The sequence below is a fragment of the Ruegeria sp. YTSA064 genome (assembly GCF_059610325.1).
This window is the reverse complement of the sequence record NZ_JBXWNK010000003.1, coordinates 12930-35000: the sequence shown is the minus strand read 5'-3', so window position 1 is coordinate 35000 and position 22071 is coordinate 12930. Positions and strand designations below refer to the sequence as shown.

Annotated in this window: 33 protein-coding genes; 2 read left to right on the top strand and 31 right to left on the bottom strand. The window is 56.3% G+C overall.

Annotation, left to right across the window (positions count from 1 at the left end):
- Positions 1-4: 4 nt before the first annotated feature.
- The 22 genes from AC2FI7_RS05000 to AC2FI7_RS04895 form a co-directional block, all read right to left on the bottom strand.
- A complete protein-coding gene (locus AC2FI7_RS05000) occupies positions 5-1510 on the bottom strand; it encodes an ArnT family glycosyltransferase (RefSeq protein ID WP_139056579.1) in 1506 nt (501 codons plus the stop codon).
- A 172-nt stretch (positions 1511-1682) separates the two neighbouring features.
- Positions 1683-1871, bottom strand: a complete 189-nt coding sequence (gene rpmD, locus AC2FI7_RS04995) for a 50S ribosomal protein L30 (protein WP_008757946.1) — start codon at positions 1869-1871, stop codon at positions 1683-1685.
- Positions 1872-1883: 12 nt separating this feature from the next.
- Positions 1884-2453, bottom strand: a complete 570-nt coding sequence (gene rpsE, locus AC2FI7_RS04990) for a 30S ribosomal protein S5 (RefSeq protein WP_010437107.1) — start codon at positions 2451-2453, stop codon at positions 1884-1886.
- A gap of 116 nt (positions 2454-2569) precedes the next feature.
- Positions 2570-2929, bottom strand: a complete 360-nt coding sequence (rplR, locus tag AC2FI7_RS04985; RefSeq protein ID WP_010437103.1) for a 50S ribosomal protein L18 — start codon at positions 2927-2929, stop codon at positions 2570-2572.
- Positions 2930-2940: 11 nt separating this feature from the next.
- Complete coding sequence (gene rplF, locus AC2FI7_RS04980) at positions 2941-3474, bottom strand: 50S ribosomal protein L6 (protein ID WP_010437101.1); 534 nt, start codon at positions 3472-3474, stop codon at positions 2941-2943.
- An 11-nt stretch (positions 3475-3485) separates the two neighbouring features.
- On the bottom strand, positions 3486-3878 hold the full coding sequence (gene rpsH / locus AC2FI7_RS04975) for a 30S ribosomal protein S8 (protein ID WP_010437099.1): 393 nt from the start codon (positions 3876-3878) through the stop codon (positions 3486-3488).
- A 13-nt stretch (positions 3879-3891) separates the two neighbouring features.
- Positions 3892-4197 carry a 30S ribosomal protein S14 gene (gene rpsN / locus AC2FI7_RS04970; protein ID WP_010437098.1) on the bottom strand — a complete coding sequence of 102 codons (306 nt, stop codon included), beginning with the start codon at positions 4195-4197 and terminating at the stop codon, positions 3892-3894.
- 19 nt (positions 4198-4216) lie between these two features.
- On the bottom strand, positions 4217-4777 hold the full coding sequence (rplE, locus tag AC2FI7_RS04965; protein ID WP_010437097.1) for a 50S ribosomal protein L5: 561 nt from the start codon (positions 4775-4777) through the stop codon (positions 4217-4219).
- Entirely contained in the window at positions 4770-5081 is a 312-nt protein-coding gene (rplX, locus tag AC2FI7_RS04960) for a 50S ribosomal protein L24 (RefSeq protein WP_010437096.1), read from the bottom strand. The genes rplE and rplX overlap by 8 nt, the downstream gene beginning before the upstream one ends.
- Positions 5082-5083: 2 nt before the next feature.
- Entirely contained in the window at positions 5084-5452 is a 369-nt protein-coding gene (rplN, locus tag AC2FI7_RS04955; protein WP_008757934.1) for a 50S ribosomal protein L14, read from the bottom strand.
- Positions 5453-5527: 75 nt separating this feature from the next.
- The gene (gene rpsQ / locus AC2FI7_RS04950; protein WP_010437084.1) at positions 5528-5758 is read right to left on the bottom strand and encodes a 30S ribosomal protein S17; all 231 of its coding nucleotides are present in this window, start codon (positions 5756-5758) and stop codon (positions 5528-5530) included.
- Between the two features lie 4 nt (positions 5759-5762).
- Positions 5763-5969 (bottom strand): 50S ribosomal protein L29, encoded by a 207-nt coding sequence (gene rpmC / locus AC2FI7_RS04945; protein ID WP_010437082.1) that lies wholly within the window; start codon positions 5967-5969, stop codon positions 5763-5765.
- Positions 5970-6164: 195 nt separating this feature from the next.
- Positions 6165-6590, bottom strand: a complete 426-nt coding sequence (locus AC2FI7_RS04940) for an ester cyclase (RefSeq protein WP_010437079.1) — start codon at positions 6588-6590, stop codon at positions 6165-6167.
- A gap of 194 nt (positions 6591-6784) precedes the next feature.
- Positions 6785-6991 (bottom strand): cold-shock protein, encoded by a 207-nt coding sequence (locus AC2FI7_RS04935; protein ID WP_010437077.1) that lies wholly within the window; start codon positions 6989-6991, stop codon positions 6785-6787.
- Positions 6992-7208: 217 nt separating this feature from the next.
- The gene (locus AC2FI7_RS04930) at positions 7209-7829 is read right to left on the bottom strand and encodes a 2OG-Fe(II) oxygenase family protein (RefSeq protein WP_010437074.1); all 621 of its coding nucleotides are present in this window, start codon (positions 7827-7829) and stop codon (positions 7209-7211) included.
- Positions 7830-7869: 40 nt separating this feature from the next.
- On the bottom strand, positions 7870-8418 hold the full coding sequence (locus tag AC2FI7_RS04925) for an amino acid synthesis family protein (RefSeq protein ID WP_480610237.1): 549 nt from the start codon (positions 8416-8418) through the stop codon (positions 7870-7872).
- 160 nt (positions 8419-8578) lie between these two features.
- Entirely contained in the window at positions 8579-8992 is a 414-nt protein-coding gene (rplP, locus tag AC2FI7_RS04920) for a 50S ribosomal protein L16 (protein WP_010437070.1), read from the bottom strand.
- 12 nt (positions 8993-9004) lie between these two features.
- Positions 9005-9715, bottom strand: a complete 711-nt coding sequence (rpsC, locus tag AC2FI7_RS04915; RefSeq protein ID WP_010437060.1) for a 30S ribosomal protein S3 — start codon at positions 9713-9715, stop codon at positions 9005-9007.
- Complete coding sequence (gene rplV / locus AC2FI7_RS04910) at positions 9715-10095, bottom strand: 50S ribosomal protein L22 (RefSeq protein ID WP_008756532.1); 381 nt, start codon at positions 10093-10095, stop codon at positions 9715-9717. The genes rpsC and rplV overlap by 1 nt, the downstream gene beginning before the upstream one ends.
- A 3-nt stretch (positions 10096-10098) precedes the next feature.
- The gene (gene rpsS, locus AC2FI7_RS04905) at positions 10099-10377 is read right to left on the bottom strand and encodes a 30S ribosomal protein S19 (RefSeq protein WP_010437056.1); all 279 of its coding nucleotides are present in this window, start codon (positions 10375-10377) and stop codon (positions 10099-10101) included.
- A 3-nt stretch (positions 10378-10380) separates the two neighbouring features.
- Entirely contained in the window at positions 10381-11223 is an 843-nt protein-coding gene (rplB, locus tag AC2FI7_RS04900) for a 50S ribosomal protein L2 (RefSeq protein WP_008757664.1), read from the bottom strand.
- A gap of 237 nt (positions 11224-11460) precedes the next feature.
- On the bottom strand, positions 11461-12042 hold the full coding sequence (locus tag AC2FI7_RS04895) for a YceI family protein (RefSeq protein ID WP_480457151.1): 582 nt from the start codon (positions 12040-12042) through the stop codon (positions 11461-11463).
- A 149-nt stretch (positions 12043-12191) separates the two neighbouring features.
- Here AC2FI7_RS04895 and AC2FI7_RS04890 point away from each other — a divergent pair, with 149 nt between their 5' ends.
- Positions 12192-12587, top strand: a complete 396-nt coding sequence (locus AC2FI7_RS04890; RefSeq protein WP_238528742.1) for a MarR family winged helix-turn-helix transcriptional regulator — start codon at positions 12192-12194, stop codon at positions 12585-12587.
- Between the two features lie 199 nt (positions 12588-12786).
- On the opposite strand, the gene AC2FI7_RS04885 is transcribed toward AC2FI7_RS04890, so the two are convergent.
- From AC2FI7_RS04885 to rpsJ, 5 genes are all read right to left on the bottom strand, one after another.
- Complete coding sequence (locus tag AC2FI7_RS04885) at positions 12787-13821, bottom strand: fatty acid desaturase (protein WP_029621555.1); 1035 nt, start codon at positions 13819-13821, stop codon at positions 12787-12789.
- 168 nt (positions 13822-13989) lie between these two features.
- Positions 13990-14286 carry a 50S ribosomal protein L23 gene (locus AC2FI7_RS04880; RefSeq protein ID WP_010437040.1) on the bottom strand — a complete coding sequence of 99 codons (297 nt, stop codon included), beginning with the start codon at positions 14284-14286 and terminating at the stop codon, positions 13990-13992.
- Positions 14283-14900: a 50S ribosomal protein L4 gene (rplD, locus tag AC2FI7_RS04875; RefSeq protein WP_010437039.1), complete on the bottom strand. Its 618-nt coding sequence runs from the start codon at positions 14898-14900 to the stop codon at positions 14283-14285. The genes AC2FI7_RS04880 and rplD overlap by 4 nt, the downstream gene beginning before the upstream one ends.
- The gene (gene rplC / locus AC2FI7_RS04870) at positions 14897-15622 is read right to left on the bottom strand and encodes a 50S ribosomal protein L3 (protein ID WP_010437038.1); all 726 of its coding nucleotides are present in this window, start codon (positions 15620-15622) and stop codon (positions 14897-14899) included. The genes rplD and rplC overlap by 4 nt, the downstream gene beginning before the upstream one ends.
- A gap of 18 nt (positions 15623-15640) precedes the next feature.
- Positions 15641-15955, bottom strand: a complete 315-nt coding sequence (rpsJ, locus tag AC2FI7_RS04865) for a 30S ribosomal protein S10 (protein WP_008756422.1) — start codon at positions 15953-15955, stop codon at positions 15641-15643.
- A gap of 610 nt (positions 15956-16565) precedes the next feature.
- On the opposite strand from rpsJ, the gene AC2FI7_RS04860 reads away from it, so the two are divergent.
- Positions 16566-17300 carry a hypothetical protein gene (locus AC2FI7_RS04860; RefSeq protein WP_496815915.1) on the top strand — a complete coding sequence of 245 codons (735 nt, stop codon included), beginning with the start codon at positions 16566-16568 and terminating at the stop codon, positions 17298-17300.
- 162 nt (positions 17301-17462) lie between these two features.
- Here the strand turns inward: AC2FI7_RS04860 and tuf are convergent, their stop codons facing one another.
- The 4 genes from tuf to rpsL are packed head-to-tail and all read right to left on the bottom strand — an operon-like array spanning position 17463 to position 21692.
- Positions 17463-18638, bottom strand: coding sequence for an elongation factor Tu (gene tuf / locus AC2FI7_RS04855; protein ID WP_010441214.1), 1176 nt, complete (start codon positions 18636-18638; stop codon positions 17463-17465).
- Positions 18639-18698: 60 nt separating this feature from the next.
- A complete protein-coding gene (fusA, locus tag AC2FI7_RS04850; RefSeq protein ID WP_496817036.1) occupies positions 18699-20816 on the bottom strand; it encodes an elongation factor G in 2118 nt (705 codons plus the stop codon).
- A gap of 18 nt (positions 20817-20834) precedes the next feature.
- Positions 20835-21305 (bottom strand): 30S ribosomal protein S7, encoded by a 471-nt coding sequence (gene rpsG, locus AC2FI7_RS04845; protein WP_010441203.1) that lies wholly within the window; start codon positions 21303-21305, stop codon positions 20835-20837.
- 15 nt (positions 21306-21320) lie between these two features.
- Entirely contained in the window at positions 21321-21692 is a 372-nt protein-coding gene (gene rpsL / locus AC2FI7_RS04840) for a 30S ribosomal protein S12 (RefSeq protein ID WP_005621086.1), read from the bottom strand.
- Positions 21693-22071: the final 379 nt, after the last annotated feature.

Here is a 22071-nt window from a genome sequence, read left to right as displayed (position 1 = left end):
CTTATCATTCGGAGATTGCCTGGCGATAACGGGAAGCCGTCCAAATATGAAAGCCGCCACCCACAGGTTCGGTTGTTACACCCTCGAAATGCGGACTGAGCAGGTCGATCTCAGATTTCAGACACAGGCCACGTATCCGCCCGCCCTTGTATTTGCGCATGTCGCGTGTAAGCGAGTCCACGCTGCGCAGATAGATATGCTGCCCCGGTCCGGCCTTGGGCGCATGAACGTGCACCGCGCCACGGGGGAAGTTCCGATTTTCGATCCTGCAGAAGATTGCCGTCTCACCAGATTCAAAGCTGTCGTTTAATTGCCCAAGGATCTCGGCGATAGGCATGCCGTAGTCCCGCGACTTCGATTGCGCCAGAACCTCGACCGGTCGCAGCGGACCGCCCAGTGCAACAACAACCAGAACCGCTGCAACGCATCCGATTACAGGGCGTCGGCAGATGTAGAAGATCAACCATGCCGCGCCGACGCACAACAAAGGCAAGATCGTGAGTGTATAGCGGTCATACACGCTGTCTTGGGCAAGGATCATGATCAAAACAAACAGGACCGCGATCGAGGACATGGCGAAATAGGCCGATGTCCTGTAGATGAACGGAATCATCAGTAGACCTGCCAGACCGGCCAGCCGTATCACGGGCTCGTCATACAGTATCAGCGTGTCGAAACCGGAGATGGTTCTAGACACGAACTCCAGGTTTTCGGGGATGAAGCGGTTGATCATCTCACCCTCGATCGACCCGCTGAGCCTATCCTGCCCCCAATATTTTGCATGCTGGAAAATCTGCCAGATGAACCCAAGGAAAAATGCAGCGAGAACCGAGTACTGAAAACGTCGATTCCGGGCGATGTCTCGCAGTTTGTCCCCATGGAACCGCGAGGTCAGCGCCACACCAATCAGAGCGATCAGCAGAAACCCCAACGGTGTCGGACCCTTCTGCAAACCGGCCAGAAAAACAGTAATCGGGAAAGTCGGCCAATAGCGTGGGTTCTTGAGCGACAAGAACAACGACAATACACCAAGCGTTACAAAAAAAACCGCACCCGCATCCAGCATCGCCGAGGTTGAATATTGCCAGAATTGATCGGATGTGGACAACAGCAACACCGAGATCGGCATCAGCCAAACCTGACGCGGAAACATAACATAGGCGAGCGCTGCGGTGGCTATCATCGCTCCGGCTGCAAAGATCAGAGAGGGTATGCGCAGCGCGATCAGATCGGTCAGACCTGCCTGGATCAGGCCCGCGGACATCCAATATTGCAGGGGCGGCTTTTCGAGTGAGGGTTTGCCAAGGCTGTAAACTGTAAACCAGTCCTGAAACGCCGCAAAACCCAGGGTTCGGTCATGGGTATAAAACTCGTCATAGCGCCACAGATCCCCGCCGCCGAGGTTCTGCGCGTGCCAGTACGCCGCGGTGATGACGATGCAGATACAGGCCAGCACCGCAAAGCCAAACCCGTTTTGAAATTTACTGCTCTTGAGCTCAATCTGCGTCATTTTTTCAAAATCAATGTTACTTTTGGGATTCACGGGTCTCTGCGCCAGTTCAGCGCAAACCGTGGGATTGATGATACGAAAACCCAGAACCAGTTCGATGGTTAGGTGGCCGGAATATAAAAAACGCCCCCGATCCGGTCGGGGGCGTTCTTATTCCACAAAGAAATCGCGCTCAGCCGCGCTCTTCGATGATCTCAACCAGATGCGGGATCTTGTTGACCATGCCGCGGACCGAAGGTGTGTCTTCCAGCTCGCGGGTTTTGTGCATCTTGTTCAGGCCCAGGCCGATCAGGGTTGCGCGCTGTTCAGCGGGGCGACGGATCGGCGAACCGATCTGTTTGACGACGATGGTTTTTGCCATGGGTCGCTCTCCTTATGCTTCTGCTTCAGCAGCAGCTGGTGCTTCTTCCCGCTTGGGCAGGATGTCGGCAACCTTCTTGCCACGACGTGCGGCAACCGAACGCGGGCTCTGCTCTTTCTGCAGGCCGTTGATGGTAGCGCGGATCATGTTGTACGGGTTCTGCGAGCCCAGCGACTTGGAAACAACGTCCTTGACGCCTAGCATTTCGAACACAGCACGCATCGGACCACCGGCGATGATACCGGTGCCTTCAGGCGCGGTGCGCATAACCACTTTACCAGCGCCGTGACGGCCTTCGATATCGTGGTGCAGGGTCCGACCTTCGCGCAGTTGCACGCGGATCATCTGACGCTTGGCTTGTTCAGTCGCCTTGCGGATGGCCTCAGGTACTTCTTTCGCTTTACCCTTACCAAAGCCGACGCGGCCTTTCTGATCGCCGACAACCACCAGAGCGGCGAAGCCAAAGCGCTTACCACCTTTTACGGTTTTCGACACGCGGTTAATTGCGACCAGACGATCTGCAAATTCCGGTGCTTCTTCACGGTCGCGGCCACGGCCCCGACGGTTTTCACGTTCTGCCATTTGGCATCCCTTTTCTCATGTGGCGCTTACGGCGCCGTTTTCTTCAATCCAAGTGAGCCCCGACTGTCGCCGAGGCCCCCGGATCATCGGGGCGGATCGAAACCCGCCCGCAGGTCTTAGATCTTCAGACCACCTTCACGCGCGGCGTCGGCAACTGCCTTCACCTTGCCGTGGAACAGGAAGCCACCACGATCGAAATAGGCCTCTTCGACGCCTGCCTTCTTGGCACGCTCGGCGATGGCCGCGCCCACTTTGGTGGCCGCTTCGACGTTGTTCTTGCCAACAACACCCAGATCTTTTTCCAGAGTCGAGGCCGACGCCAGGGTCACGCCACGTACGTCGTCGATCAGCTGAACAGAGATGTTCTTGTTCGAACGGTGTACGGACAAACGCGGGCGACCCGCGTTGACCTTGCGAAGTTTGTTCCGAACGCGCAGGCGGCGCTTCAGAAACAGGGTTCTTTTGCTGTTTGCCATTGTTTGCGTCCTTACTTCTTCTTGCCTTCCTTGCGGAAGATGAACTCGCCCTTGTAGCGGATGCCCTTGCCTTTGTACGGCTCGGGACGGCGCCATTCGCGGATTTTCGCCGCGACTTCGCCCACCTGCTGCTGGTCGATACCTTCCACAACGATCTCGGTCTGCTTCGGCGCGGTGATGGTGACACCTTCCGGAGCAGTGAAATCAACATCGTGGCTGTAACCTAGGTTCAGCTTCAGGGTGTTGCCCTGCATCTGAGCCCGGTAACCAACACCCTGGATCTCCAGCTCTTTTTTGAAGCCGTTTGTCACGCCTTCAACAAGATTGGCAACCATAGTGCGGCTCATGCCCCACTGCTGGCGCGCGCGCTTGGACATCCCACGAGGGTTGATCTGCACAACGTTGTCTTCGACCGACAGCGTTACGTCATCGGTTGCGGTGAAGCTACGGGTGCCTTTCGGACCTTTCACTTCGATGGTCTGACCCGACACAGAGGCGGAAACGCCGCTGGGCAGCTCGACCGGTTTTTTACCAATACGAGACATTGCAGACCTCCTTAGAAGACGGTGCAGAGCACTTCGCCGCCAACATTGTTGGAGCGAGCGTTTGCGTCCGACATCACACCTTTCGGAGTGCTGACAATCGACACGCCCAGACCCTGACGGACCTGCGGGATGTCATTGACGCCCATGTATACGCGGCGGCCGGGTTTTGAGACCCGCTTCAGTTCGCGAATAACAGGGGTGCCTTCGTAGTATTTCAGGCTGATTTCGATGGCCGGATGACCGTTTTCACCGGTCGTCGCTTCGTAGCCACGAATGTAACCTTCGTCCGCCAGCACGTCCAAAACCCAACCGCGCAGCTTGGAAGCCGGGGTGGAAACGGTGGACTTGCCGCGCATTTGCGCGTTGCGGATACGGGTGAGCATATCGCCGATAGGATCATTCATATCTATGTCTCCCTTACCAGCTCGATTTCACCATGCCGGGGATCTGACCAGCAGAACCCAGCTCGCGCAGCGCGATACGGCTGACCTTCAGCTTACGGTAGTAAGCGTGAGGACGACCGGTCAGCTGACAACGGTTGTGCAGACGGGTTGCCGAGCTGTTGCGCGGCAGTTTCGCCAGTTTCAGACGCGCCTTGAAGCGCTCTTCCATCGGCTTGCTCTCGTCATTCGCGATTTCTTTCAGCTCGGCACGCTTTGCGGCATATTTGGCCACCAGGCGTTCGCGCTTCTTTTCGCGTTCGATCATTGCTTTCTTAGCCATGTCTCAATCCTCCCGGCGCTTACGCGTTGAACGGCATGTTGAATGCTTTCAACAATGCCTTTGCTTCAGCGTCGGTTTTCGCTGTGGTGGCAATTACGATATCCAGGCCCCAGACCTCGTCGACCTTGTCGAAGTCGATTTCCGGGAACACGATGTGCTCTTTCATGCCCATGGCAAAGTTGCCACGACCATCGAAAGACGGCTTCACACCGCGGAAGTCACGAACGCGAGGCATCGCGATAGTGATCAAACGATCCAGGAATTCGTACATCCGGTCACCGCGCAGGGTCACTTTCGCACCCAGCGGCATGTCTTCACGGACGCGGAAACCCGCGATCGACTTCTTCGCCTTGGTTGCAACGGCCTTCTGGCCAGCAATCGCAGTCAGATCCTCGACAGCAGCTTTCGCTTTCTTCGAGTCTTTGACGGCCTCAGCACCACAACCAATGTTCAGAACGATTTTTTCCAGCTTAGGCAGCTGCATGTCGTTCTTGTAGCCGAACTCTTCTTTCAGAGCGGCACGGATTGTTTCAGCGTACTGAGCTTTCAGACGCGGGGTATAGTTTGCGGTATCAAGCATCGATCACGTCCCCCGTGGTCTTGGCGAAGCGCACCTTCTTGTCGCCTTCCATGCGGAAGCCAACGCGAGTTGCTTTGCCGTTTTTGTCCAGCAGTGCCAGGTTCGACAGCTCGATCGGGTTTGCCTGAGGCAGGCGACCACCTTGCGAGGTTTGCGACTGACGGGTGTGGCGGATGGCGATGTTGATGCCGTCGACAACAGCTTTACCGGCTTTCGGGTCAACCGAGGTGATAGTTCCCTCTTTGCCCTTGTCCTTGCCGGCCAGCACGACGACCTTGTCGCCTTTGCGGAGTTTAGCAGCCATGATTACAGCACCTCCGGAGCCAGCGAGATGATTTTCATGAAGTTCTTGCCGCGCAGTTCGCGAACAACGGGGCCAAAGATACGGGTACCTACGGGCTCATTGTTGTTGTTCAGGATGACGGCGGCGTTGCGATCGAAACGGATCGCGGTGCCGTCTTCGCGACGGACTTCCTTGGCGGTGCGTACGACGACGGCCTTACGGACGTCACCTTTCTTTACGCGACCGCGCGGGATGGCTTCCTTCACCGAGACGACAATGATGTCGCCAACGGAGGCGTATTTACGCTTGGAACCACCCAGGACCTTGATGCACTGAACTCGGCGTGCGCCGGAGTTGTCAGCGACATCCAGATTGGTCTGCATCTGGATCATGTGGTTTCTCCCGACCTGTGGGGGCTGGTCTCGTTAAATCCCCCAGGGTTTCGACAAATGAAAAGTCCTGGGGGCTTACGCCTCCAGAACCTCCCAACGTTTCGTCTTCGATTTCGGTGCGCATTCGATGATGCGAACTGAGTCACCGACCTTGAAGGCGTTCTTTTCATCGTGAGCCCGGTATTTCTTGGACTTACGGATGGTTTTCTTCAGAACCGGATGCGTAAAGCGGCGCTCGACGGATACGGTTACGGTCTGTTCGTTGGCGTCGCTGGTCACGGTGCCTTGCAGGATACGCTTGGGCATCTGATTACTCCTCGGATGCCGCAGCAGCGGCCTTTTCGTTCAGAATGGTTTTGACACGGGCAGCATTGCGGCGGGCCGCTTTGATGCCGGCTGTGTTTTCCAGCTGACCGGTTGCCTGTTGAAAGCGCAGGTTAAAGCTCTCTTTCTTCAGGTTGGCCAGTTCCTCGCGGAGCTGGTCCGGGGTCTTGTCACGCAGTTCTTGGGCGTTCATCGCCTTTTTCCTTTGCTCAAAACACCAGAAGGCCCCGTACACGGGTCACCTTTGACCTGGTGGATGAATGATAGACATACGAATCGCCCGACTAGGTCGGGAGATCGCAAGATGCCGCTCTATAGTGGGATAGGGGGTGGGTGGCAAGGGAAAGTTTAGAAAAAACTTCGCCCACCCTCACGCAAAAGTCGTTGCCTATTTCACCAAGCCTAAATGCCGTGCAATAGTGGCGCTGTCGTAATAGTCTCGTCCCTCGACAACCATACCGCCCACTACCCGCATTACTGAGCAATAGCGCACTTCGTAACGCTTTCCGGTTGGTTCGAAGTCACCGAGGCTTGAATGCAGAACACCAGTGTGGGTTCCGTTATTGTGGAACTCTACGATTGCCCATTCACCGCAATCGCTGACGATTACATTGTCCACAATGCATTCTCCATCTGGGAATGCCGTTCGCCAACGCTCGTAGTCCTCTTTATACGCCAACTTTCCAAGCTGCTTTTCGTCCCGAGCAACATCTTCGAACTGGCAATCTTCAGCAATCACTTCAGCGCCACGATCAGGATCGCGCATGCCCCAGCTTTCATGGAATTGGCGAACCACCCGCTCTGCTTCTTTCATACTTGATACCTCCGTTATCCACGCAGGATACAGGATAGAAAATGAGCTGGCTTCTGGTTTCTCACATTGAGATTTGACGGATTCTGCCAACGAAGTTTCGTACCCCGTCCAGAATTGTTTCATGGAGCTTGGAAACGCAAAACGCGGCCCCGTTTGCACGAGACCGCGTCTTCAACCGTCTAAGTCTGAGTGACTTACGCCAGAGCGATGTTCACAGCCGACTCGCGACCGTCACGGCCGGGCTCGATGTCGAATGTTACTTTCTGGTCGTCGGCCAGGCCGGTCAGACCCGAGCGCTCGACAGCAGAGATGTGTACAAACACGTCTTTGCCACCAGTCTCAGGTGCGATGAAGCCAAAACCTTTAGTTGTGTTGAACCATTTTACGGTGCCATTGGCCATATCCGTAGTCTCCTAATAAATTGCTGTCCGCAGGATTGCGACAGCGCGGCGTGGTCGGTCTGGATCGAGAGACTGAACGCCGAATATCGGGAGACAGTGGTCGAAAAAGAAAAACGTAAGCGTGCCTCACATGGGTCATGTTCGGTCGCATTGCAAGGCTAATCGACAGATCAATGTGAATCGTGGTTGATCAGGGTTCTGACAGATTGCTGCGCCATCACTCCCACTTATAATTAAAACTCACCGAAATCCGCTCATCCTCGGCCATGTTCATCGGCACCTCGTGGCGCAGCCAGCTTTCCCATAGCAGAACGTCGCCCACCTGAGGCTTCATGTAAATGAACGGCTGCAAATCCCGCCGCCCGCCTTTCAACCGTGTCGGTGCGGCCATCATACGGCCAGAACGCGGATCTTCGAGCTTCAACGCACTCGCCCCTTCAGGCATCGCCACATAAGTCGTGCCCGAGATCACGCTGTGCGGATGCAAGTGGCTGGAATGCATGCCGCCTTCGGGCAGGATGTTGATCCAGAGGTCTTCCAACTTAAGCTCTCCCTCGCCCAGATCGAACTCCAGATCCTTGGCAAAGGCGGCGACGTGCTGATCCAGCGCCGTAACCAGATCAGCGAAGATCGGAAAGCGCCAAGGCAGATCGGTCAGCGAGGCATAACTGGTGTAACCGGGATAGCCGTTTTCCTCGCACCATTCCTGCCCGGCCTCATCATCCTCGGCAATGACAAGGCAAGAGCTTTCCAGTTCCTCAGCGTCGATCTTGGGATCGAACTCGGACAGGGACGCGCGGTAGAGACGGGTAACGAAGAGTGATTCAATCTGTGTCATGGGCCGGGAATACCCCAGCCCTTTCGGCAAGACCAGACGCTTAGCTTTTGATGGGCCCTTTGCCACAGCGCGGGATCGGACGACCGCCATCGGCATAGGCGAGGCACAGCACGATCTCATCCGGTTTCGGCGCGTCTGGAACGTTTAGCGTCATCGTGTCGAAATGATCGAACGACCACGGATTGTCCTTGTGCCCCAGCGGCAGATCAATCGCGCAACCCGGTGCGCCCAGCTTGGCGTTCGAGGGGATCACCGCCTCACCACCGCCGACTGCCGCGCGCATGGGAGCGCCGAGCTTGGGGTGGATCACCGCCCCGCCCTGCTCGAGGTCGCCGTTCATGCCGATGATCGCTGCCTTGCCATATGACACCGGCGCACCGTCCAGTTGCGAGAGCGCATCAGCCGCAAGGTTAGGGCCCAGAAGGACTCCGATCTCAAACAGCTCGGAAAGATCATCCGAGAAGCGTCCAGCCAGAGGGTTCTGTATCACCGCTAACGCGGCAACCCGACTGATCGGCTCACATGGCTGGCCCAGCTGGTCGGTGGTTATGACTTCTTTGATGAACATCTTTTTGCGTAGCTGCACCATATGCCCCCCTCATTCCTATTGGGCAGCCTAAGGGCCTCGCGGGTTGAGGTCGACTTTTTTCGCGACCTGCATCATCAAAAGCGGTCGAGCCAAAAGAAATCCCCCGCCGGTGTCCCGACGGGGGTCGATTTTGTCACGAGCGGAGTTGCCCCCGGATCGCTTACCAGTCTTCGCGGATCACAACGCGGGTCTTGATCGGCAGCTTCATCGCAGCCAGGCGCAGGGCCTCGCGGGCGATGTCGTCATTGACGCCGTCGATCTCGAACATCACGCGGCCAGGCTTGACCTTGCATGCCCAGCGGTCGACCGAACCTTTACCTTTACCCATACGAACTTCGATCGGCTTTGCAGTAACCGGAGTATCGGGGAAGATGCGGATCCAGACACGACCCTGACGCTTCATGTGACGCGTCATGGCACGACGTGCAGCTTCGATCTGGCGTGCGGTTACACGCTCAGGCTCAAGAGCTTTCAGGCCGTAGGTGCCAAAGTTCAGATCAGAGCCGCCCTTGGCGAGACCCTTGATCCGGCCTTTGTGCATCTTGCGGAATTTAGTACGCTTTGGTTGAAGCATATCTTTCCCTCCTTAGCGACGACCGCCACCAGCACCACGAGGTGCAGGGCCGTCCTGGAGTTCCTGTGCTTTACGGTCACGTGCCTGCGGATCGTGTTCCATGATCTCACCTTTGAAGATCCAGACCTTGATCCCGATGATCCCGTAGGGAGTCATCGCTTCGGCATGTGCGTAATCGATGTCGGCGCGCAGGGTGTGCAGAGGCACGCGGCCTTCGCGATACCACTCGGTCCGTGCGATTTCAGCGCCGCCCAGACGACCAGCGACGTTCACCCGGATACCCAGGGCGCCCATACGCATGGCGTTCTGAACCGACCGCTTCATCGCGCGGCGGAACGAGACGCGGCGCTCTAGCTGCTGAGCGATGGACTCGGCAACCAACTGCGCGTCAAGCTCGGGCTTGCGCACTTCGACGATGTTCAGGTGCAGTTCGCTGTCGGTCATCAGCGCAATTTTCTTGCGCAGAACCTCAATGTCCGCGCCTTTCTTGCCGATGATGACACCCGGACGTGCGGTGTGGATCGTTACGCGGCACTTTTTGTGCGGACGTTCGATGATCACACGGGCAACACCGGCCTGCTTGCACTCTTTGTTGATGAACTCACGGATTTTCAGATCTTCCAGAAGAAGATCACCGTAGTCCTTGGTATCTGCGTACCAACGGCTGTCCCAGGTGCGGTTGACCTGCAGGCGCATGCCGATCGGATTGACTTTATGACCCATTAGGCTTGCTCCTCAACTTGACGCACCTTGATGGTGATCTCCGAGAACGGCTTCAGGATTTTCCCGAAACGGCCACGGGCCCGCGGGCGACCGCGCTTCATGACCAGGTTCTTGCCAACCCAGGCTTCGGCGACGATCAACTCGTCGACATCCAGGTTGTGGTTGTTCTCGGCGTTGGCGATTGCAGACTGCAGGCACTTCTTGACGTCCTGCGCGACACGCTTGTTCGAGAAAGTCAGATCGGTCAGAGCCTTCTCAACTTTCTTGCCGCGGATCATCTGCGCAACCAGGTTCAGTTTCTGCGGGCTGGTACGGAGCATGCGCGTTTTCGCCATTGCTTCGTTTTCGGCCACGCGGCGGGGGTTCTTTTCCTTGCCCATGACTTACTTCCGCTTCGCTTTTTTGTCTGCGGCGTGACCGTAATAGGTCCGGGTCGGCGAGTATTCACCGAACTTCTGACCGATCATGTCTTCCGAGACGTTGACGGGGATATGCTTATGGCCGTTGTACACACCAAAGGTCAGACCCACGAACTGGGGCAGAATGGTGGAACGACGCGACCAAATCTTGATGACTTCGTTGCGGCCCGACTCGCGCGCTGCTTCGGCTTTTTTCAGCACGTAAGCATCGACGAAAGGACCCTTCCAAACAGAGCGAGACATGAATTAACGTCCCTTCTTCTTGGCGTGCCGCGAGCGGATGATCAGCTTCTGGGACGCTTTGTTCTTGTTGCGGGTACGCTTACCCTTGGTGTCCTTACCCCACGGTGTAACCGGCGTACGGCCACCCGAGGTACGACCTTCACCACCACCGTGCGGGTGATCGATCGGGTTCATTGCAACACCACGAACCGACGGACGAACGCCTTTGTGGCGCATACGACCGGCTTTACCGAGGTTCTGGTTCGAGTTGTCGGGGTTGGACACGGCACCAACGGTGGCCATGCATTCCTGACGGACCATGCGAAGCTCGCCCGAGCTCAGACGGATCTGAGCGTAGCCGCCATCGCGACCAACGAACTGAGCGTAAGTACCGGCCGCACGTGCGATCTGACCGCCTTTGCCGGGCTTCATCTCGATGTTGTGGACGATGGTACCAATGGGCATGCCCGAGAACGGCATTGCGTTGCCCGGCTTGATGTCGGCCTTGGCGGATGCCACGACTTTGTCACCAACAGCCAGACGCTGCGGAGCCAGGATATATGCCTGCTCACCGTCTTCGTATTTTACCAGTGCGATGAATGCGGTCCGGTTCGGGTCATATTCGATCCGTTCGACGGTTGCCGCGACATCAAATTTATTCCGTTTGAAGTCAACGATCCGGTAGAGACGCTTTGCGCCACCGCCGCGGCGGCGTGAAGTGATCCGTCCGGTGTTGTTCCGGCCGCCCGATTTGGTCAAACCCTCAGTGAGAGACTTGACCGGACGTCCTTTCCAAAGCTCCGAACGGTCGATCAGCACCAGCCCGCGCTGGCCCGGCGTCGTCGGCTTGTACGACTTGAGTGCCATGCTTTCTGTCTTCCGTTTAGCAAGTGCAGGGGGTTTCCCCGCTATGTGATAGGCCCCCGTAGGTGCCAAGGGTATAGGGCCCCGAAGGTCCCCAGTTACAAATATCAGAGGCCCCGGAACGAATCCGAGGCCGCAAGATTGGGAGCGTTTAGCAGTGTTGGGGGTGGGTGTCTACACCTTCATCCAAGATTGCATAATCTTTCTTTTTTGATCCTTGCAATACGGCTGGCGTTGGTTTTAGCCATCTGCCTTCATCTCGGTATCGATCATGATTGTGATCGGCCCTGTTGAGAATGGTCCAACACCGAATTCCGTATGATCGATCTCACCCGTTGCCGAAAAGGCCACCCAATCACCCGCGTAATATTCGATGGCGCTGCCCAGCGGGTGCTCGCCCTGATGGGTCAGCGTTGCCTTCAGGGTCACGGGCTTGGTCACGCCGTGGATGGTCAGGTCTCCCGTTACATCTGCCGTGCTATCTCCGGTGCGCTTGATTTCGGTGCTGACGAATGTGATCTCGGGATAGGTTTCGACCTCGAAGAAATCAGCCGACTTAAGGTGATCATCCAAAGGCCCAAACCCTGAAGCCAGGCTGTTGGTGTCAATCGTCACGTTCAGCGTCGAGGCCTCCACATCGTCGGCATTCAGGTCCAGCACACCGTCTACTTTGGTGAACTCGCCATGCTGGTTCGAGACACCTGCGTGGCTCCAACCAAACCTGACTTCGGTATGCCCCTGATCGGTTTTATAAGTCTGCGCAAAGGTCGGTGTTACAACAACGGTCAAGGCAGCGGCGGCAATCATAGACTTAAAGGTCATATTCGTATTCCTTTCATCCGATGGGCACTGGAATGTAGATGAATTTTCATCTAATTAAGTCAGACCAAGACTGCAATCAGAAACAAGGCAAACACGAAGTTGTGAAGAACGATCTGCCAACAGAATTTGAGACAGAAATCTGGGTCGCAATGAATCGGGCTACCCGGCGCATCCAGTCTGACATCGGCGCGGCGCTAAAGGATGCCGGGTTTCCACCTTTAAAATGGTACGATGTGCTTTGGTCGCTTGAACGGCACGGGGGTCAGTTGCGTCCGTATGAGCTTGCTCAGGATACCATATTCGAACAGTCGAACCTGTCCCATCTGAGCAAACGGCTCATGGCGGAGGGATTGTTGGAGTTCATTGAATCTGATAGTGATAGACGTGGAAAAGTTCTGAAAGTTACCGGAAAGGGACGGGATTTACGAAAACGCATGTGGTCCATCTATGGCCCTATGCTGCACGAAAGATTACGCGCCTTTGGCAAGGTCGACGGATGGCGGACATTCATCGAAGCGGAACAGGATCAAGCCGGTCCAGACTGAAAGGTCTCAGTTTGCCTGCATAGGCTAGCACCGCACATTGGCGCACAAAAAAACCCTGCTATCGCGGGGCTTTTACCTCTCGCCAATGACGGGTTCGATCAGAGACCGGTTGACACGATGATGTGTGTTCCCCACTTCCAGGGTCACAAGTGCTTTTTTGCTCTTTACCGACGGCCCAGCTGGCCGCAGAGCCTACCCATTACTCGTGAAGCGCGCGAGCCTCGGCGAAGGACAACAGGCGACGGCTCTTCTCATCCCACAGGTGCAGCCGCGCGTTGGCGAGGCTTTCTCGGATGGTCATCTGGTTGCTGTTTGCCAATTCATCATGATCGCGCAGCACTTCGGTCAGGCGGTAGAACGGGATGCGGCTGTACAGATGGTGCACGTGGTGGATGCCGATATTGGCGCTGAACCACTGCAACACCGAGGGCAGGATGTAGTGGGAACTTCCGTGCAGGGCGGCCTCGTGCAGTTGCCAGTCTTTATCGGAATCCCAGTGCGTGTCCTCGAATTGGTGCTGGACGTAGAACAGCCATACGCCTGCGGTTGCGGCAATCAGGGTCGAAGGCAGGAAAATCAACAAGACCGGCATCAGGCCGCCAAAATAATAAACAGCCAGCAAAGCAGCCAGAATGGCCACGTTTGTGCCCATCGCGCTGACCCAGAACCGCAATTTGCCGGTCAGTCCAAGTGGAAGGCGGTTCTGAAACAGGAACAGATAGCCGGGGCCAAACCCGAACAGAGTGATGGGGTGGCGGTACACGCGATACCAGAACCGGTTCATTGGCGTCTTCGCCTGATACTCGGCCACGGTAAGGGTATGGACATCGCCCATGCCGCGTTTGTCCAGATTGCCCGAGCTGTTGTGATGCGTCGAGTGCGTTCGGCGCCAGACATCATAAGGTGTAAGCGTCAGCACTCCGATCGCGCGTCCTACCCAGTCGCTGACCGTTCTGTTTTTGAAGAACGCCCCGTGCCCGCAATCATGCTGGATCGCAAACAGCCGCAGCAGGAAGGCTGCATTGAGGGCCGAAATCCCAAACGCCAGCCAATAGCTGAGCGAAAGTGACATCCAGGACAGCGTCCAAAGCGCAAAGAAGGGGATGATGCTGACACCCAGCTCAAAGGAACTGCGCCACTGGTTCGGTTCGCGGTATTTGGCAAGTGTAGACACCCAATCCCGCGCCGCGGTCACATCCGGATTCTCCCGGGTCGAGTGAGAAAAGTTTGCCATACGCCTGCCATATCTTTTGTTTGTTGGGTACCGGATAGACTACCGGCCCGACTTAGCAAGCGATTTGTTCAAAACACGATCGTTCCGCGCTCAATTTTCTGTGTCGCTGCTAAAGAAAAAACCCCCGCTTTCGCGGGGGCCTTCATATCTCTCCAAAGACGGGTTCGATCAGAGACCGGTGGACACGTCGATGGTGTTACCCTCTTCCAGGGTCACATATGCTTTTTTGACGTCTTTGCGACGGCCCAACTGGCCGCGGAACCGCTTGACCTTGCCTTTGGTCACGGTGGTGTTCACCGCTTTGACCTTCACACCAAACAGAGCCTCAACGGCCTCTTTGATTTGCGGCTTGTTGCTGTCGATCGCCACTTCAAAGACAACCGCGCCGTTTTCGGACGCCATGGTCGACTTTTCGGTGATGACCGGCTTGCGGATCACGTCGTAGTGTTCTGCCTTCGCGCTCATTTCAGACGAGCCTCCAGTGCTTCGACAGCCGCTTTGGTGAGCACCAGGGTGTCACGCTTGAGGATGTCATAGACGTTTGCGCCCATCGACGGCAGGATATCCAGACCTTCGATGTTCTTGGACGCTTTCAGGAACCCTTCGTTCACGGTCGCGCCGTCGATGACCAGAGCGCGTTTCCAGCCCAGGTTTGCAACCTGTTTGGCCAGAGCAGCGGTCTTGCCTTCGGCTTCGGCGTTCTCGATTACGACCAGTTCACCTGCCTTGGCTTTTGCCGACAGAGCGTGGCGCAGGCCAAGCTTGCGGAACTTCTTGGGCAGGTCGTGACCATGCGAACGAACCACGGGGCCTTTGTAGATACCACCACCACGGAAGATCGGCGCGTTACGGTCACCATGGCGTGCGCCACCGGTGCCTTTCTGGCGATAGATCTTCTTGGTCGAGTAGCTGGTTTCCGAACGAGTCTTCACCTTGTGGGTGCCGGCCTGCGCGTTGTTGCGCTGCCAACGGACCACACGGTGCAGGATGTCCGCGCGCGGCTCCAGGCCGAACAGGTCTGCATCCAGCTCGATGTTGCCGGCTTTGCCGCCGTCCAGTTTGATTACATCAAGTTTCATGCTTCACCACCTTCCGCGGGAGCTTCTTCCGCAGGTGCTTCAGTTGCAGCACCTTTTACGGCTGCCGGGAACGGCAGACCTTCAGGTGCTTTCTTCTTGACGGCGTCCTTGACGGTGACCCAGCCCGATTTCGGTCCGGGAACGGCGCCTTTGATGAAGACCAGGTTCCGGTCGGAGTCGGTTTTGACAACTTCCAGATTCTGGGTGGTAACACGGGCAGCACCCATGTGACCGGCCATCTTCTTGCCTTTGAACACCTTGCCCGGGTCCTGACACTGACCGGTCGAACCGTGCGAACGGTGGCTGATCGAAACACCGTGCGAGGCGCGCAGACCACCAAAGTTCCAACGCTTCATCGCACCGGCAAAGCCTTTACCGATCGAGGTACCCGAAACGTCAACTTTCTGACCTTCCAGGAAGTGTTCTGCCGAAATCTCGGCACCTACATCGATCAGGCCATCTTCGGAGACACGGAACTCGGCCAGCTTACGCTTGGGCTCAACCTTTGCAGCGGCGTAGTGACCGCGCATGGCTTTCGAGGTGCGTTTTGCCTTGGCAGCACCGGCGCCCAGCTGAACGGCGGTGTAGCCGTCTTTGTCAGCGGTGCGCTGCGCAACAACCTGCAGGTTGTCCAGATGAAGAACGGTCACAGGAATCTGCTTGCCGTCTTCCATGAACAGGCGGGTCATGCCAACTTTTTTTGCGATAATACCAGAGCGCATAAATAATACCCTCCGATCTTACGACTGCAGCTTGATCTCGACGTCCACACCAGCAGCGAGGTCGAGCTTCATCAGCGCGTCAACGGTCTGGGGGGTCGGATCAACGATGTCCAAGAGACGCTTGTGCGTACGGATCTCGAACTGGTCGCGGGATTTCTTGTCAACGTGAGGGCCACGGAGAACCGTGAACTTCTCAATCTTGTTCGGCAGCGGGATCGGGCCGCGCACGTTCGCGCCGGTCCGCTTGGCAGTGTTGACGATCTCTTGCGTGCTGGCATCCAGAACGCGATAGTCAAATGCCTTCAGCCGAATACGGATATTTTGGCTTTGCATAGATACAGCCTTTTATCAGGCGTTGAGGTTGAGAGGAGGACAGACGCGCATCGCCAACCCTCATCGAACCCAAAAGGCGGGAATCACCCCGCCTTGATGTTCTTAGTGAGAACTCGCGCGACTTACAGGGGTGAGTGGAGTTTGGCAAGGGGGTAAGTTGGTTCTCTCCAAGACAGCAGCAGGAAAACTCAAATCAAACCGAGAACACCATGGGCGCGAAGCACTGAATTCTTCACTTCATGGTTGGGAATACCGGACTTGAAAACAACGCTAAATGGTGTCGTCATTTACACTAAGCATCTGGCAACTTTGCGCCCATTCGCTTTTCTGAAACAGTGAGAAACTCTACATTTTGTCACCACCCCTGTTCTTCAGTTCTCTTTCGCTAACCGCTCTGTTGCATGTGGGTGCGTTTGATATTGCACACCTGTTTAACGACGATCCCAACGTCCACTATACCTACGCAATCGGGATACAGCTTTTTTGGCTGAGGCTGTTGTTTGGATTAGCTTCACTAGCACTCCTTTTGAGTTCAGCTCTCACTTTCTACATAGGGCCCAGAATAATTTATCCAGACGGATCAGTAACTACTTGGTCCGTGCTACTTACAATGGCACTGCTTCTGGGTGCTTCGATGGGCCTGTCCTACATTTTGCTAGGTGCATTCCTAGTTCTTGCCTCGCTGGGATTGATGACACTTCGGTGGATGAAGAGTCCGAAGATCAAGCAAGAGTATCTCTGGCCACCTCACAGTTTTTGGAATGCCAAACTCCACAAAAAGGCGATTGCACTCTGCGTACTGGGCGTATTCCTCTATTTCCTGAAATCGCTCGTCGCCGCACTGTACTTTTCAGCGATGCCACTGAACACTGGTCAACCGGAGTTCCGGCTGCAATTTGCACACAGGATGAACAGCGATGTTGTGCGCGCATCATACAGGTTTCCAGATACACAATCCTGCCTTGAGACCGGTGCCGATGCTGGAAACCACGAAGAATTACTGCGAATGGATTGGGATATGATTTCGACGACTGGAGACGCAAAGGTTTGCATGTTCAGATTGTTACACGAATGGGGTGGAGTGGCCGATGCCGCATCTTGGTTAGAAGCTCAAGGCTTTCGGGTGAGTGAGACATTCAGTTCCAACAAACCATACGAAAACCGTGACGGCACATTACGGGTGGATGGCGGATGGTCGATCAAGAGAAATGGCCCGCGCCTTCCAACGTCCGGCGTGCTGGCCCGCATCCGAAAGGCAGTACCATATGGCATGGGTGTGAGAGCCACCTTTAGCGAAGACGGTCGCGAGTTACTTTATCTCAACATCGATTATTCCACATTGTGAAAACCTGCGATTACGCCGCTTTCTGAGGCATTCTTCTTCTGGGCTACTGTTGCAACAAATCAAAAAGGCCGCCCCAATGTAGGACGGCCTTCTTTAATTCAACCGAGTGGGCTCGCATTGCTCTTTCAGAGCAACTGCCGCCCACCAGTCGGTAAAGCCGACTTACTCGATGATTTTCGACACAACCCCGGCGCCGACGGTGCGGCCGCCTTCGCGGATGGCGAAGCGCAGGCCGTCTTCCATCGCGATCGGGGCGATCAGCTCGACGGTGAAGCCGACGTTGTCGCCAGGCATAACCATCTCGGTGCCAGCCGCCAGAGTCACGGTGCCGGTCACGTCAGTGGTCCGGAAGTAGAACTGCGGACGGTAGTTCGCGAAGAACGGAGTGTGACGACCGCCTTCTTCCTTGGTCAGGATGTAGGCTTCGGCTTCGAACTTGGTGTGCGGTGTAACCGAACCCGGCTTACACAGAACCTGGCCACGCTCAACGCCGTCACGGTCGATACCGCGCAGCAGGGCGCCAATGTTGTCGCCCGCTTCACCGCGATCCAGCAGCTTGCGGAACATCTCAACACCGGTACAGGTGGTTTTCTGAGTGTCACGGATGCCGACGATTTCGATCTCGTCGCCAACATTGATCACGCCACGCTCAACACGACCGGTCACAACAGTACCACGACCCGAGATCGAGAACACGTCTTCGACCGGCATCAGGAACGGCTTGTCGACTTCACGCTCAGGGGTGTCGATGTAGTCATCAACAGCCGCCATCAGTTCTTTGATCTTCTCTTCGCCAATTTCCGGGTTGTTGCCTTCCATTGCGGCCAGAGCCGACCCTGCGATGATCGGAATATCGTCGCCGGGGTATTCATAGCTGGACAGCAGTTCGCGAACTTCCATCTCAACCAGTTCCAGCAGCTCTTCGTCGTCAACCTGGTCAACTTTGTTCATGAACACGACCATCTTCGGGATGCCAACCTGGCGGCCCAACAGGATGTGCTCGCGGGTCTGCGGCATCGGGCCGTCAGCAGCGTTCACAACCAGGATCGCGCCGTCCATCTGGGCAGCACCGGTGATCATGTTCTTGACGTAGTCGGCGTGGCCGGGGCAGTCGACGTGCGCGTAGTGGCGGTTGTCGGTCTCGTATTCCACGTGGGCGGTCGAGATGGTGATGCCACGTGCTTTTTCTTCCGGCGCGCCGTCAATCTGGTCATACGCTTTGAAGTCACCGAAATACTTGGTGATTGCTGCGGTCAGCGTGGTCTTGCCGTGGTCAACGTGGCCAATCGTACCAATGTTGACGTGCGGCTTATTACGCTCAAACTTTTCCTTTGCCATGATGGCCTCCTTTTTCGGTAATGAAGGGAGCCCCTGACCGGAGCTCCCTCAAATCTTCGCTTATGCGTATTTCGCCTGGATCTCGTCCGAGATGTTCTGCGGAACCGGATCGTAGTGGTCGAACTGCATGGTGAACTGGGCACGGCCCGACGACATCGAACGCAGTGTGTTGATGTAGCCGAACATGTTGGCCAGCGGAACGAACGCATCGATCGCGATTGCATTGCCGCGCGGTTCCTGACCAGACACCTGGCCACGACGCGAGGTCAGGTCGCCGATGATACCGCCGGTATATTCTTCCGGGGTGATCACTTCGACCTTCATGATCGGTTCCAGCAGTTTCGCGCCAGCTTTGCGCATACCTTCACGCATACACATACGGGCCGCGATTTCGAACGCCAGAACGCTCGAGTCAACATCGTGGAACTTACCGTCGATTAGGGCAACCTTGAAGTCGATCACGGGGAAGCCAGCCAGCGGGCCGCTGTCCATGACCGAGTTGATGCCTTTTTCAACACCGGGGATGTATTCCTTCGGAACTGCACCACCAACGATGCGGCTTTCGAACGAGTAACCCTCGGCAGGCTCGGTCGGCGAGATGATCATCTTCACTTCAGCGAACTGGCCCGAACCACCCGACTGTTTCTTGTGGGTGTAGGTATGTTCGACTTCGTGACCGATGGTCTCACGATAGGCCACCTGCGGTGCACCGATGTTGGCCTCAACCTTGAACTCACGCTTCAGGCGGTCAACCAGGATGTCCAGGTGAAGTTCGCCCATGCCTTTCATGATGGTCTGACCCGATTCCAGATCAGTTTCCACACGGAAGGACGGGTCTTCGGCGGCCAGACGGGCCAGACCCTGGGACATCTTCTCTTGGTCACCCTTGGTTTTGGGCTCAACCGCGATCTCGATCACCGGATCGGGGAAGGTCATGGTTTCCAGAACCACCGGATCCTTCGCGTCACACAGGGTGTCACCGGTGGTGGTGTCTTTCAGACCCGCCAGCGCGATGATGTCGCCTGCAAACGCTTCTTCGATCTCTTCCCGGTTGTTCGAGTGCATCATCATCATACGACCGATGCGCTCTTTCTTACCTTTGGTCGAGTTCAGGATCGAGTCACCCTTGTTCATGGTGCCCGAGTAGATCCGGGTGAAGGTCAGCGAGCCAACAAAGGGGTCGTTCATGATTTTGAACGCCAGACCCGAGAACGCCATCGCGTCATCGGCACGACGTGCGATGTCACGAACTTCTTCCTCGTCGCCGGGTTTGAAGCCCATGTAATCAACAACGTCCAGCGGGCTGGGTAGATAGTCGATCACAGCGTTGAGCAGAGGCTGAACACCTTTGTTCTTAAACGCAGACCCACCCAGAACCGGAACGAACGCGATGTCCAGAGTACCTTTGCGCAGAAGGGCGCGCAGGGTCGGAACGTCGGGCTCATTGCCTTCCAGGTATTCCATCATCGCGTCGTCGTCCATTTCGACGGCCGCTTCGATCATCTTGCCGCGCCATTCGTCAGCCATGTCTTTTAGGCTGTCGCGGATCGGAGCTTTGATCCAGCTTGCGCCCAGATCTTCACCCTGCCACAGCCACTCTTCCATGGTGACCAGGTCGATCAGACCTTCCAGCTCAGACTCGGCACCGATCGGGATACCAACCGGAACAGCGCGTGCGCCGGTACGGTCTTCGATCATGCGAACGCAGTTGAAGAAGTCTGCGCCGATCTTGTCCATTTTGTTGACGAAAACCATACGCGGAACCTTGTAGCGGTCAGCCTGACGCCACACGGTTTCGGTCTGGGGCTCAACACCAGCGTTTGCGTCTAGAACGCAGACGGCACCGTCGAGAACCGCCAGCGAACGTTCGACTTCGATGGTGAAGTCAACGTGGCCGGGGGTGTCGATGATGTTCAGGCGGTGCTTGGGGGTATCGGCGGTCTGACCGTCCTCGGTGCGCTCCCAGAAAGTGGTGGTCGCAGCCGAAGTGATGGTGATGCCGCGTTCCTGCTCCTGCTCCATCCAGTCCATGGTGGCTGCACCATCGTGCACCTCACCGATGTTGTGGGATTTGCCAGTGTAATACAGGATACGCTCCGAGCAGGTGGTCTTACCTGCGTCGATGTGCGCCATGATACCGAAGTTACGGTACAGTTCGAGAGGATATTCGCGTGACATTTGTCTAAGCCTCTGGGATTACCAACGGTAATGGCTAAAGGCTTTGTTCGCCTCGGCCATCTTGTGGGTGTCTTCGCGTTTCTTGACGGCAGTACCGCGGGACTGAACAGCGTCCAACAGCTCGCCTGCAAGGCGCTCTTCCATGGTGTTTTCGTTGCGGCCACGGGCAGCGGTGATCAGCCAGCGGATGGCCAGTGCTTCGCGGCGCTCGGGGCGGACTTCGACCGGAACCTGATAGGTTGCACCACCAACCCGGCGCGAGCGAACCTCGACCGATGGTTTGATGTTGTCGAGCGCTTCGTGGAACACTTCGACAGGAGCGCGCTTTACCTTGTTCTCAACGCGGTCAAACGCGTTGTAAACGATGCGCTCTGCGACCGACTTCTTGCCGTCGATCATCAGGTTGTTCATGAATTTGGTCAGAACCTTGTCGCCAAATTTGGCGTCAGGCAGGACTTCGCGTTTTTCGGCGGCGTGACGACGTGACATATCAGCCTCTCCTTCTTACTTGGGACGCTTCGCGCCGTATTTCGAACGGCGTTGCTTACGGTCTTTGACGCCCTGAGTATCCAGAACACCGCGCAGGATGTGGTAACGCACACCTGGAAGGTCTTTCACACGGCCGCCACGGATCAGAACAACCGAGTGTTCCTGCAGGTTGTGGCTTTCACCGGGGATGTACGAGATGACCTCAAACCCGTTGGTCAGGCGCACCTTGGCAACCTTACGCATAGCCGAGTTCGGCTTTTTCGGTGTGGTGGTGTAAACACGTGTGCAGACGCCGCGTTTCTGCGGGCACTGCTCCAGGTGCATGGACTTCGAGCGTTTTACTTTGGGCTGCCGCGGCTTGCGGATCAGCTGTTGAATAGTTGGCATTCCGGTTTCTTCCCCGTTTTGCAACACACATGACATGCACGCGGCTGCGTGCGGTTAAATTCGCTGCACTTATGCGTCCACAAGCGCAAAACCCGCGAGCGTTCCCATTCCGAGGTGAACGTCGCGGTTTGTTATCAGAGGGCGCGAACGATAAAAGAGTCCGGGCCTTGACCAGTTCATTACTGAAATCGGTTACGGGGCGGCCCCCGGTACCGAGATGTCGCGCGTAATAGGGGGAGTCGGCCCGAGTGTCAACAGCCATGCAACAAAGGCGTGTGGCACATCAAGATATCAGCCATTTATCAGGATTGGGCTGGGAATTCCACTGTTCGCCTGCATTGCGGCTTATACCTACCGCGTGCATAGTGGGCGCGCCCCG